We start from the raw sequence: 12152 nt of genomic DNA on the forward strand, positions 1-12152 counted from the left end.
CCCTCACAGGGGTTCACCTTCGGCGGAGCGGCTCGGCAGCCATGAGGGTCTCTTTCGCCGGGTTTTTCAGATAAGGATTGGCGCAACCGATCTTCAACGTTCGCGGTGGCGCCCATAGGGAGTTGTTGCCTACACGGTCGAGGATGCAATAGGTCACCTCCAGCCGCAGGTCTTCGCCGGCCTCGAGGATAATCTGCGGCGGCACCCAGATATGGATTGGCTGGCCAACCTCGTGCGGGTTGACTGGGGGCAGGTCCATGCGCACATCGCCCCAGCGCAGGGTGACCGCATCGCCGGCGGCCATGTTCAGGTAGGGTTCGATCGTCAGCGGCACGCCGCGCTTGATCTGGTTGGGGTTTACCCCTTGGCGGCGGATGGCGCCAGGAATGTGCACCGGGGCCAGTCCCTGGTTTTCATCGCCGCTCAGGGCTGATGGCTGGCCGCCGGGGCAATCGAGCTTCGCCTGCACTTGTTGCCTGGCGGACAGTGCCGGCCCGCGTCCGACCTGCATCACGCGATAGTGGATGTGCGAGGTGCCGTTGACGATGAAGCTCTCCGGTACCCGCAGTGTGATACTGCCTTGCAGGTCTGCCTGGGACACTTGGCGAGAGCCGACGTAGCAGTTGTCCCAGAACAGCTCGATCAGGTCACCGACGTCCATGCCGGGGTAGGGGGCTATGGCGACTTCCAGGTGAGCGGCGCTGGCGATGTTGATGCCGCTGGGGTGGGCATTGGCCAGGGTCGGCGCGGACAGTTCAGCAAGATTCGACATACATGTCATGGTGTTCTCCTTGATACTTGAAAACGAAGTCCGTTTTGGGAAGATCAAAGGCAATGGATAATCGTGACATATTTTATTTTGCGCAGTCGTGGAGGCTGACTGCAGTTAGTCACTGCGCAGAAATAAATAATGTGCATCGCCTGTGGTTCCCTAGATAAGGGTTCAGAAGTTTCAGTGTCAATAGAGGCACTTGCTTAATAATTAATTGTGCGAGGCTTCAGAAGTTTCCTACGAGTTGACGTTAATAATGCCTGGCATCAAACACCCTTTTCCTCGGCCTGGCCGTTTTTAATGGCAGCTTGGAGCAAGCCATACGGATGAGACGGAGGCATAGGCTTGGGTGAAAGGAAGTGTGACGAGGGTTACGGCACACATGAACAATCAGTGCGTTAGATGGGTGAGAAAGTTGCCGGTTGTTTCGTCGGGAATAAAATTCAGGTGGTGTGCTGGCTACGTGGCAGTTACATCACGTCCATCCCTGGAAGTGATGTCGTTTTATAACTTACTGCGAGTGGTGGCTGGACGAGAGGAACTTGCTGAGGAACTGTCGAGTGCGTTCTTCCTTGGGCGCGGCAAACAAGGCCTTGGCTTCGCCTTGTTCGACGATCACGCCTTTATCGAAAAACACCACGCGGTTGGCGACATCCCGGGCGAAGCCCATTTCGTGGGTCACGATGACCATGGTGCGTTTTTCTTCGGCCAGGCCGCGAATGGTTGCCAGGACTTCGCCCACCAGTTCCGGATCGAGGGCTGAGGTTGGCTCATCGAACAGGATCACCTCCGGTTCCATCGCCAACGCCCGGGCAATCGCCACGCGCTGTTGCTGGCCGCCGGAAAGGCGCCGAGGGTAAGCGTCTTCCTTGCCAGACAGGCCGACCTTGGCCAACAGTTTGCGGCCCAGTGCTTCGGCTTCTGCGCGCGGGGTCTTTTTCACCACCAGCGGACCCTCGATCACGTTCTCCAGCGCGGTGCGATGGGGAAACAGATTGAAGTTCTGGAACACAAAACCCACTTGCTGGCGCAAGCGACGCACCAGATTCTGCTGCTGGTTCAACGGACGGCTGCCATCGATCTCGATGTCGCCGACCTTGATCCGGCCACTGCTGGGTTCTTCGAGGAAGTTCAGGCAGCGCAGGAAAGTGGTCTTGCCCGAACCGCTGGGGCCAATGATCGCCACCACTTCACCCTCTTCGACTTTCAGGTCGATGCCGTTGAGCACCACCTGACCCTTGAACTGCTTTGTCAGTTTTTCCACGACAATCATGGGTCAGGACTCCTGGTCGTGCCGATTGACCCGGGCTTCCAGGACGTTCTGCAGGTGCGAGAGCACGCTGGCCAGAATCCAATAGATCAGCGCGGCGGCAAGGTACATGGTGAAGATTTCGAAGGTTCGCGCGGTGATCAACTGCGCCTGGCGGAACAGCTCCGGAACCTGGATGGTCGCCGCCAACGCGGTGTCCTTGACCAGGGAAATGAAGCTGTTGCCCAGCGGCGGCAGGGCCGTGCGTGCGGCTTGCGGCAGGATGGCCCGGCGCAGGGTCTGGGCGCGGGTCATGCCGATACTCGCCGCCGCTTCCCACTGGCCGCGCTCGATGGAACTGATGGCGGCCCGCAGGATTTCACAGGCATAGGCGGCCATGTTCAGCGAGAAGCCGATCAGGGCCGCCGGCAGCGGATCCAGTTCGACGCCCAGTTGCGGTAACCCGTAATAGATCACGAACAACTGCACCAGCAGCGGCGTGCCGCGAAAGAACGACACGTAGATGCGGGCGATCCAGCTCACCAGTTTGAAACGCGACAAGCGCATCAACGCCAGGCCGAACCCCAGCAGCAGGCCGAAAAACATCCCGCCCAGGCTGAGGATGATCGTGTAGTACGCGCCCTTGAGCAGGAAGGGCGCGGAGTCCAGCGCGAGTTGAAAAGCCTCTTCCATTATTGAGTGACGTCAGCGCTGAAGTATTTTTCCGAGAGCTTTTTCAGCGTGCCGTCGGCGCGAAGTTTTTCGATGGCCTTGTTCACCGCGTCCAGCAGTTCAGGCTCGCCTTTGCGCAGGGCAATACCGGCTTCCTGGCGGGAGAACGCTTCGCCGGCGGCGGCAGTGTCCTTGGCTTTCTTGGCATATTCGAGCGCGGCGAGGCGGTCGATCAGGATGGCGTCGATACGGCCAACGCGCAGGTCCTGGAATTTGGTCGGGTCATCTTCGTAGGTACGTACGTCAGCGCCGGGAACGTTGGCTTTCACCCATTGTTCGTAGTTGGTGCCCAGGCCTACGCCGACTTTCTTGCCTGCCAGGTCAGCGGCGGTCTTGATGGTGTCTTTATTCTTGGTCAGGGTCAGCGCCTGAATCCCGGAAACGGTATATGGCGTGGAGAAGTCATATTTTTTCTTGCGCTCTTCGGAGATGGTCACCTGGTTGACCACGGCGTCCAGGCGCTTGGATTCCAGCGCCGCGAGGATGCCGTCCCATTTGGTCGGTTGCAGCTTGACCTTCACCCCCAGTTCCTTGGCCAGGGCTTCGGAAAACTCCACCTCGAAACCGGCCAGCTTGCCGTCGGCGTCGACGAAACTGAACGGTGGGTAAGTGCCTTCCAGGCCGACGTTGATCACGCCTGCGTCCTTGATTTTTTGCAGTTGCTCACCGGCAACCGCTTGCCCCAACAGGCCGGCGCTCAATGCCAGGCCCAGCGAACCTACCAACAGGTTGCGACGTAATGCGGAAAAATTCATGACAAGCCCCTGTGTTTTCTTATGAAGAGGTTTATTTGGGTTGAGATAAGGCGTAGCCGCGATCCGAAAAGATTGCCACATCCTGCCTTAAAGCAGCCTGGGCGTCTCGCGGCAAATGCGCCTGCGGCGAGACTATAGGGTGGCCTTTATAGATTGGAAAATAATATTAAATCATCCATATATTCCAATATGGAATGTCGATGCTGTGGGAGCGGGCTTGCTCGCGAAAGCTATTTGTCAGCCCCTGTGATGCTGAGTGTGCCGACGCGAACTTGCTCCCACAGAAGTCTTCACTAAAGCTGGAATGCCGCGTTGTAGGCAAACAACGCGGGTGCTCCGCCGGTGTGCAGGAAGATGATCGGGCCGTCGTCGAAGCGGTCTCGGCCAATGCCGTCGAGCAGGCCGGCCATGGCCTTGCCGGTGTAGACCGGATCCAGCAACAGGCCTTCCTGGCTGGCCAGCAACTTGACCGCCGCCAAGGTCCCGGCATTTGGCTCACCATAGCGGGGCGCGAAATACTCGTCCCACAGGTTCACCTTGAAAGCCTCGGGAAGGGCCACGTCCAGCAACTGGGCGGTACGCTCGGCCAGGCCCTGGACCTTCGGAAACTGGTCCTCCTCGCTACGTGAAACCGTGACGCCAATGACCGGAAGCGTCGGCAGGCTTTCACTCAACGCCAGCGCCAGGCCGCTGTGGGTGCCGGCACTGCCCGAGGCCAGCACGACGGCGGCGAACTCTATCCCGGTGTCCTTGATCTGCTCGGCCAGTTCCAGGCCGGCGCGCACATAACCCAGCGCACCCAATGCGTTCGAACCGCCAATCGGTACCAGATAGGGTTTTTTCCCGTTGCTGCGCAGGCGACCGGCCAGGGCCTGGAGTTGCTCATCGGCGTTGTCCAGGTTTTCCACCAGCTCGACCTTGGCGTCGAACAGCTCCAGCAACAGTCGGTTGCCGTTGCCCAGGTAATTGCCGTCCTCGGTGCCTATGGGGTTTTCCAGCAGGGCCACGCAACCCAGGCCCAGCTTCGCGGCCAGGGCGGCGGTCTGGCGTACATGGTTGGACTGGATCGCGCCGGCGGTGATGAGGGTGTCGGCGCCCTGGGCGATTGCATCGGCGGCCAGGTATTCGAGCTTGCGCAGTTTGTTGCCGCCCAAGGCCAGGGGCGTCAGGTCGTCGCGCTTGATATAGATGTCCCGGCCGAGCCAGGAGGAGAGGCGTTCGAGTTTTTCCAGCGGTGTCGGATGGCCGAGCAGGTCGAGACGGTTAAAGCGAGACAACTGTTCTTTGATCATGAGTCCGTACTGGTTGTAGGCGATGTCTGGACTATAGGCACGCTGATATTCATGGGCAACCGGCAATCGTTTATCGGGGCGTAAACGGGGGAGGGGACGCAAATGGATGAACACCAAAAAACCTGTGGGAGCGAGCCTGCTCGCGATAGCGGTGGTTCAGTTGGCAAATTTATTTACTGATATGCCGCTATCGCGAGCAGGCTCGCTCCCACAGGGTCTGTATTTGCAAGGGCATCTGTGAACGAATGCTCTCCAGGCAACGTCATACCCTTCCGTAGGCTCGCGTAGGAAACGTGCCGTCGAGCCCTGCGATTAGTCCTTAGCTACCTATTCATGTTTAACTTGAACGTTCATTCAAGTTAAACCGTCGGTTTGCTGCCCGCTCACAACAGGAGGCTTGCCTTTGCCGAGTCCGTTTTCGACCGCCATCCTTTCGCTTTCCGGAGTGCACCGCCCATGAGTGCCTCGTCCCTCCCACCCAGCGGCCTGGTCCGCATGAACCCGCCGGTGTTTTATTTCGCGGCGACTTTCATCCTGCTGTTTGGCCTGGTGGTGATTGCCGTGCCGGAGCAGGCCGGTGCCTGGCTGCTGGCGGCGCAGAACTGGGCGGCCAATACGGTCGGCTGGTATTACATGCTGGCGATGACGCTGTATCTGGTCTTCGTGGTGGTCACCGCCTTGTCCGGCTATGGCAAGATCAAGCTCGGTGCCGACCACGACGAACCCGAATTCAGTTACCTGTCCTGGGCTGGCATGCTGTTCGCCGCCGGCATCAGCATCACGCTGTTTTTCTTCTGCGTCTCCGAGCCGCTGACCCACTTGGTGCAGCCGCCCCAGGGCGAGGCCGGTACCGCTGACGCGGCGCGCCAGGCCATGCAGATTCTGTTTCTGCACTGGGGCCTGCACGGTTGGGGCGTGTTCGCTTTCGTCGGCATGGCCCTGGCGTATTTCGCCTATCGGCACAATTTGCCGCTGGCCCTGCGTTCGGCGTTGTACCCGCTGATCGGCAAGCGCATCAATGGCCCCATCGGCTATGCGGTGGACGGTTTCGGCATCATCGCCACGGTGTTCGGCCTTGGCGCGGACATGGGCTTCGGGGTGTTGCACCTTAACTCGGGCCTCGATTACCTGTTCGGTGTCGCCCACACCCAATGGATTCAAGTCGGCCTGATCGTGCTGATGATGGGCGCGGCGATCATCGTCGCGGTGGCCGGTGTCGACAAAGGCGTGCGGGTCATGTCCGACATCAACATGCTGCTGGCCTGCGCTTTGTTGCTGTTCGTGCTGTTCGCCGGTCCCACCCAGCATTTGCTCAACACCTTGATCCAGAACATCGGCGATTACCTCGGCGCCTTGCCGATGAAGAGCTTCGACCTGTACGCCTATGACAAACCCAGTGACTGGCTTGGCGGTTGGACGGTGTTCTACTGGGCCTGGTGGATCGCCTGGTCGCCGTTCGTGGGGCTGTTCATCGCGCGGATTTCCCGTGGCCGAACCATCCGCGAATTTGTGTTTGGCGTGCTGCTGATTCCCTTGGGCTTCACCCTGGCGTGGATGTCGATTTTCGGCAACAGCGCCATCGACCAGGTGCTGAACCACGGCATGAGCGCCCTGGGCATGTCGGCCTTGGAAAATCCATCGATGAGCCTTTACCTGCTGCTGGAAACCTACCCGTGGAGCAAGACCGTCATCGCGGTCACGGTGTTCATCAGCTTCGTGTTCTTCGTCACGTCCGCCGACTCCGGCACTGTGGTGCTTTCGACGCTGTCGGCCAAGGGTGGCAATCCCGATGAAGACGGGCCGAAATGGCTGCGGGTGTTCTGGGGCGCGATGACCGCCCTGGTGACCAGCGCATTGCTGTTCTCCGGCAGCATCGATGCCTTGAAGTCGGCGGTGGTGCTGACGTCCTTGCCGTTCTCGCTGATTCTGCTGCTGATGATGTGGGGCCTGCACAAGGCGTTCTACCTGGAATCCCAGAAGCAGATCGCGCAATTGCATTCCCTGGCCCCGGTCTCGGGGGCCCGCCGGGGCACGGGGGGCTGGCGCCAACGCTTGAGCCAGGCGGTGCATTTTCCGTCCCGCGACGAGGTGTACCGTTTCCTCGACACCACGGTACGTCCGGCCATTGAAGAAGTGACGGCAGTGTTCGTCGAGAAGGGCCTGACGGTGGTGACCCAGCCAGACCCGGCCAACGACAGCGTCAGCCTGGAAATCGGCCACGGCGAGCAGCATCCATTCATTTACCAGGTGCAGATGCGCGGTTATTTCACGCCGTCCTTCGCCCGCGGGGGCATGGGCTCGAAGGAGCTCAACAATCGACGTTACTACCGTGCCGAAGTGCACCTGAGCGAAGGCAGCCAGGATTACGACCTGGTGGGCTATACCAAGGAGCAGGTGATCAACGACATTCTCGACCAGTACGAGCGCCACCTGCAGTTCCTGCATCTGGTGCGCTGATCGAAGCCCAAGGCTAAAGGTAGCGGAGCAGATCTTCATCGGCGCCGCACTGATCCCATCGCGAGCAGGCTCGCTCCCACAGGGTTAAGTAATTGCCTTGTGGGAGCGAGCCTGCTCGCGATGGCGGTGTGGCTGGCGACGGCGAATAAGGCCTCAGACCAGGCCGCCGTTGGCCCGCAAGATCTGCCCGTTCACCCAACCGGCGGCCGGGCTCACCAGAAAAGAAATGACGCTGGCGATGTCTTCCGGCTGGCCGAGGCGCTCCAGGGGCGGCATCTTGGCGTAATGCTGCACCTGTTCTTCGCTCTTGCCATGCATGAACAGTTCGGTGGCGACCGGGCCGGGGGCCACGGCGTTGACCGTGATCTGGCGGCCGCGCAGTTCCTTGGCGAACACCTGGGTCAGGGACTCCACCGCAGCCTTGCTGGCGATGTACACCGAGTAGCCGGGCAGGTTCAGGCCAACGGTGCTGCTGGAAAAATTCACGATCCGGCCGCCGTCGTTCAGGCGGGTCGCAGCTTCGCGCAGGGTATTGAAGGTGCCACGGGTGTTGATGGCGAACGTCTGCTCGAACAGCTCGTCGCTGTGCTGCGCCAGGGGCATTACCTGAAGGATGCCGGCGTTGTTGATCAGCACATCGACCTTGCCCAGCTTCGCTTCGGTTTCATCGAACATCCGCCGGACATCGGCGGCAGAGGACACGTCTGCCTTGACCGCTATGGCTTGGTGGCCGGCCTGGCGCAATTGCACCACCAACTTGGATGCTTCGTTGGCGCTGTTGGCGTAATTGATGACGACGGCAAAACCTTCGCTGGCCAGTTGCTTGGCGATTTCGGCGCCGATGCCTCGGGAGGCGCCGGTCACGATGGCAACTTTCGAATTTTGAACAGTCATGTGAGGGTTCCTTTGAGAGTGAGGGGGTTGTGATTCGTTGAAGCCAGATTCACATGTTTACTCTTGGCGATAAATGCACGAGAGTTGCCTTGACTGTTCAATTTTTTCCAACAATCAGCGCGCGGGATTCAAATGGACCAGGTCAAGGCGATGAGGGTATTTGTCCGCATATACGAGCGCAGCAGCTTCACCCTGGCCGCTGAAGACTTGAACATGCCCCGGGCCACGCTGACCCACACGCTCAATCAATTCGAAGCCTGGCTGGGCGTGCGTTTGCTGGAGCGCAGTACCCGCAAGGTGCGCCCCACCCTTGACGGCGAGGCCTATTACCCGCGCTGCGTGCAACTGCTGGCGGAGCTTGAAGAAGCCGAACTGGCGTTTCGTGGCGTGGCACCCAAAGGCAAGTTGAGGGTGGACCTGCATGGAACCCAGGCCAGGTATTTCGTGATTCCGGCGTTGCCGCAATTCATGGCCCGCTACCCCGAAGTAGAGCTGTTCGTTAGCGAGGCGGATCGTTTCGTCGACCTGATTGCCGAAGGCGTCGATTGCGTGCTGCGCTCCGGTGCGCTGGCGGACTCGTCATTGATCGGCCGACGTGTCGCCAACCTTCGGCAGATCACCTGTGCCAGCCCCGGTTACCTGCGCCAGTACGGCGAACCGAAAAGCCTCGATGACTTGAAACATCACCGGGCGGTGAATTACGTCTCGCGGACCACCGGCAAGCTCTATCCGTTCGAGTTCATGGTCGATGGCGAACTCAAGGAGGTGCCGATCGGGGGGACGTTGTCGGTGTCCGGTGCCGAAATCTACGCCGCCTCGGCCATCGCCGGCCTGGGCTTGATCCAATGCCCGTATTACCGAATGCAGGAACCGATCCGGCAGGGCCTGATCCAGGAAGTCCTCCCCGACACCCCACCGCCCTCCATGCCGGTGTCGGTGCTCTATCCGCACAACCGACACATGTCGCCACGGGTTCGGGTGTTCGTGGATTGGGTGACGGAGGTGTTTGCGCAGGCGCGCTGATCGGGTGGCGGTGCAACGGCTGGAGAATTGAACTAATATTTTTCAGGGTGTGTATTGTGTGTATCAAGATCCTCTTTCGCGGCTAGAGTTTTCCGGCAGAGCTGTCGAATAAGGCAAAGGTGATGCGAAGTCGGGAAATGATCAGGAAGATCGAAGAAGATGGTTGGTGTCTGGTGGCAGTCAAGGGTAGCCATCATCAATACAAACACCCCTTCAAGGCTGGGAGGGTGACGATAAAACACCCTGACGCCGATCTGCCCAGAGGCACGATCGCCAGCATATTGAAACAGGCGGGCCTGAAATGAAGCCCATGATCGATTACGAAATCCCCGATGGGGATACATTGTTATCAGACCGGTTGCGACGGTTGCCGGATCTGGAGGAAGGATTCATCCAAATGAAATTTCCGGTCGTTCTGCACAAGGATGCCGATTCCGAATACGGAGTGACGGTCCCGGATGTACCGGGTTGTTTTTCCGCAGGCAGTACCGTGAACCAGGCATTCGAAAATGTGAAAGAAGCGCTCTCGCTGCACTATGAAGGCCTGATAGCCGACGGCGAGCCGCTACCGCAGATCCATGAAATTGACGATCATCTCGACAATCCGCAATACGCCGGGGGGATATGGGGGGTGGTTGAGTTTGATGTCACGCCCTATTTCGGGAAATCAGTGCGGTTCAACGCCACGTTGCCCGAACAATTGCTTGAACGCATCGATCAAACCGTGCGACGTGACCAGCGTTATAGCTCGCGTTCGGGTTTTCTGGCAGCAGCAGCCTTGCGCGAACTTTCCGCCTGACCGATGCGTCTGTGAAATGTTAGCTTCTGCCACCAGTGTCCGAACAGAGAGCCTTTCGATGACCTACACCGCTGCCGAAAACCGCTACGAGTCCATTCCTTACCGCCGCGTCGGTCGCAGCGGGTTGGTATTGCCAGCGCTGTCGCTGGGGTTGTGGCACAACTTTGGTGACAGCACGCCCATCGACACCCAGCGCGCCTTGTTGCGTACGGCGTTCGACTCAGGGATCAACCACTTCGACCTGGCGAACAACTACGGCCCGCCCTACGGCAGCGCCGAGATCAATTTCGGTCGACTGCTGCGCGAAGACTTCAAGCAGTACCGCGATGAGTTGATTATCTCCAGCAAGGCCGGTTGGGACATGTGGCCGGGGCCTTTCGGCCAGGGCGGTGGCTCGCGCAAATACGTGCTGGCCAGCCTTGACCAGAGCTTGCAACGCCTGGGGTTGGACTATGTGGATATTTTCTATTCCCACCGCTTCGACCCCGACACCCCACTGGAAGAGACCGCCAGCGCATTGGCCACTGCTGTGCAGCAGGGCAAGGCGCTGTACATCGGCATCTCTTCGTATTCCGGGGTGAAGACCCGGGAAATGGCGGCGCTGCTCAAGGAATGGAAAGTCCCGTTGCTGATCCACCAGCCGGCCTACAACCTGCTCAACCGCTGGGTGGAAAAAGACCTGCTGGACGCCACTGACGAACTGGGTACCGGTGTGATTGCCTTCACCCCGCTGGCCCAGGGCCTGCTGACCGACAAGTACCTCAAGGGCATTCCGGCCGATGCGCGGGTCAACCGCCCGGGTGGCGGCTCGTTGCAGGCTTCGCACCTGTCGGAAGAGAACATCGCCCACGTGCGCGCGCTCAATGAGATCGCCCAGCGGCGCGGGCAGAGCCTGGCGCAAATGGCCCTGGCCTGGACCCTGCGTGATCCCCGGGTCACCTCCGCCCTGATCGGCGCCAGCCGGCCGGAGCAAATCATCGAGAACGTCGGGGCGCTGCAGAACCTGAACTTCAGCGCCGACGAACTGGCCGAGATCGACCGGTTTGCCCAGGAAGGCGGGATCAATCTTTGGGAGAAACCTTCGTCGGCGGAGTAATACCTCCGTAAGCACGGCGAACACAAAACCCTGTGGCGAGGGGATTTATCCCCGCTGGGCTGCGAAGCAACCCCGAACCTGAGCACGCGGTGTATCAGGTGGAATCGAGTTATCTGTTTTGGGGCTGCTGTGCAGCCCAGCGGGGCGGTGCGATGTTTCGCTAAATCCCCTCGCCACAAGAGCAATTCAGATTCAGTGCCTCACCTGAAAAACGGCACATCCCCCAACACCGTCGCCCGGTGCATCACTCGCCGGGCAGGACGATAGTCGTCCACGGCGAAATGCTGGGTGACGCGGTTGTCCCAGAACGCCACGTCGTTGACCTGCCAACGCCAACGCAGGGTGAATTCCGGGCGGGTGGCGTGGGCGAACAGCAGTTTCAGGATCGCCTCGCTTTCGCTTTCCGACAGCTCGTTGATCCGTGTCGTGAAGCCTTCATTGACGAACAGCGACCGACGTCCACTCACCGGGTGGGTGCGGATCACCGGATGGGACAGCGGTGGGTTTTTCCGCCGTGCTTGCTCCCAGCGCTCCAAGTCTTCGGCGGTGTTGCCAAAGCGCTCCAAGGGAAATGAGCGGGTGAAGTCGTGGGTCGCCGTCAGGCCTTCCAGCAAGCGTTTCAATGGGGTCGACAAAGCTTCGTAGGCGGCGATGCCACTGGCCCACAACGTATCGCCACCAAACGCCGGCAGCAGCTTGGCGCTGAGCACCGCGCCCAGGGCGGGGGTCGGGAGAAAGGTCACGTCGGTGTGCCACACGGCGTTATCGCGGACATCGGTAACGGCAGTGTCGAGCACCAATACTTCGGGCTGCTCCGGCACGTTGGGGTAGATCGGGTGAATGTGCAGGTCGCCAAAATATCCGGCGAAACGCGCTTGTTGCGTCGGCTCGATTGGCTGGTCGCGAAAGAACAGCACCTGATGCTCAAGCAGGGCCTGCTCGATGACGTCGCGATGTTCCGGGCTCAGGGGCTGGCTGATATCGATCCCACTGATCTGCGCACCAAGGGCGATGCTCAAAGGGGTAATGGTCGGGCGGCTCATCGTCGTGTTCTCGCAGTGGGGCGCCGAATGGTCGGCGTGG

12 protein-coding genes are annotated in these 12152 nt (G+C 59.9%); 5 read left to right on the plus strand and 7 right to left on the minus strand.

Annotated elements, in window-relative coordinates:
• Positions 1–13 precede the first annotated feature (13 nt).
• From AC30D9_RS13875 to AC30D9_RS13895, 5 genes are all read right to left on the minus strand, one after another.
• Positions 14–781, minus strand: a complete 768-nt coding sequence (locus AC30D9_RS13875) for a hypothetical protein (RefSeq protein WP_134922399.1) — start codon at positions 779–781, stop codon at positions 14–16.
• 502 nt (positions 782–1283) lie between these two features.
• On the minus strand, positions 1284–2045 hold the full coding sequence (gene tcyN / locus AC30D9_RS13880; RefSeq protein WP_307573365.1) for an L-cystine ABC transporter ATP-binding protein TcyN: 762 nt from the start codon (positions 2043–2045) through the stop codon (positions 1284–1286).
• A 3-nt stretch (positions 2046–2048) separates the two neighbouring features.
• Positions 2049–2714, minus strand: a complete 666-nt coding sequence (gene tcyL / locus AC30D9_RS13885) for a cystine ABC transporter permease (RefSeq protein WP_109751907.1) — start codon at positions 2712–2714, stop codon at positions 2049–2051.
• Entirely contained in the window at positions 2714–3508 is a 795-nt protein-coding gene (gene tcyJ, locus AC30D9_RS13890) for a cystine ABC transporter substrate-binding protein (RefSeq protein ID WP_134922402.1), read from the minus strand. Before tcyJ ends, tcyL begins: the two co-directional genes overlap by 1 nt.
• 293 nt (positions 3509–3801) lie before the next feature.
• Positions 3802–4800 carry a D-cysteine desulfhydrase gene (locus AC30D9_RS13895; RefSeq protein WP_134922403.1) on the minus strand — a complete coding sequence of 333 codons (999 nt, stop codon included), beginning with the start codon at positions 4798–4800 and terminating at the stop codon, positions 3802–3804.
• 495 nt (positions 4801–5295) lie between these two features.
• On the opposite strand from AC30D9_RS13895, the gene betT reads away from it, so the two are divergent.
• A complete protein-coding gene (gene betT / locus AC30D9_RS13900; protein ID WP_307573774.1) occupies positions 5296–7257 on the plus strand; it encodes a choline transporter BetT in 1962 nt (653 codons plus the stop codon).
• Positions 7258–7410: 153 nt separating this feature from the next.
• On the opposite strand, the gene AC30D9_RS13905 is transcribed toward betT, so the two are convergent.
• Entirely contained in the window at positions 7411–8151 is a 741-nt protein-coding gene (locus AC30D9_RS13905; RefSeq protein ID WP_490144230.1) for an SDR family oxidoreductase, read from the minus strand.
• Between the two features lie 132 nt (positions 8152–8283).
• Here AC30D9_RS13905 and AC30D9_RS13910 point away from each other — a divergent pair, with 132 nt between their 5' ends.
• From AC30D9_RS13910 to mgrA, 4 genes are all read left to right on the plus strand, one after another.
• Positions 8284–9174: a LysR family transcriptional regulator gene (locus tag AC30D9_RS13910; RefSeq protein ID WP_134922406.1), complete on the plus strand. Its 891-nt coding sequence runs from the start codon at positions 8284–8286 to the stop codon at positions 9172–9174.
• 122 nt (positions 9175–9296) lie between these two features.
• A complete protein-coding gene (locus AC30D9_RS13915; protein ID WP_490144231.1) occupies positions 9297–9479 on the plus strand; it encodes a type II toxin-antitoxin system HicA family toxin in 183 nt (60 codons plus the stop codon).
• 92 nt (positions 9480–9571) lie between these two features.
• The gene (locus tag AC30D9_RS13920; protein WP_307573776.1) at positions 9572–9973 is read left to right on the plus strand and encodes a type II toxin-antitoxin system HicB family antitoxin; all 402 of its coding nucleotides are present in this window, start codon (positions 9572–9574) and stop codon (positions 9971–9973) included.
• A 58-nt stretch (positions 9974–10031) separates the two neighbouring features.
• Positions 10032–11069, plus strand: coding sequence for an L-glyceraldehyde 3-phosphate reductase (mgrA, locus tag AC30D9_RS13925; RefSeq protein WP_490144232.1), 1038 nt, complete (start codon positions 10032–10034; stop codon positions 11067–11069).
• A gap of 200 nt (positions 11070–11269) precedes the next feature.
• Here mgrA and tauD read toward each other — a convergent pair whose 3' ends face one another.
• Positions 11270–12112 (minus strand): taurine dioxygenase, encoded by an 843-nt coding sequence (gene tauD, locus AC30D9_RS13930; RefSeq protein ID WP_134922409.1) that lies wholly within the window; start codon positions 12110–12112, stop codon positions 11270–11272.
• Positions 12113–12152 lie beyond the last annotated feature (40 nt).

This window comes from Pseudomonas sp. DF11 (assembly GCF_058148565.1).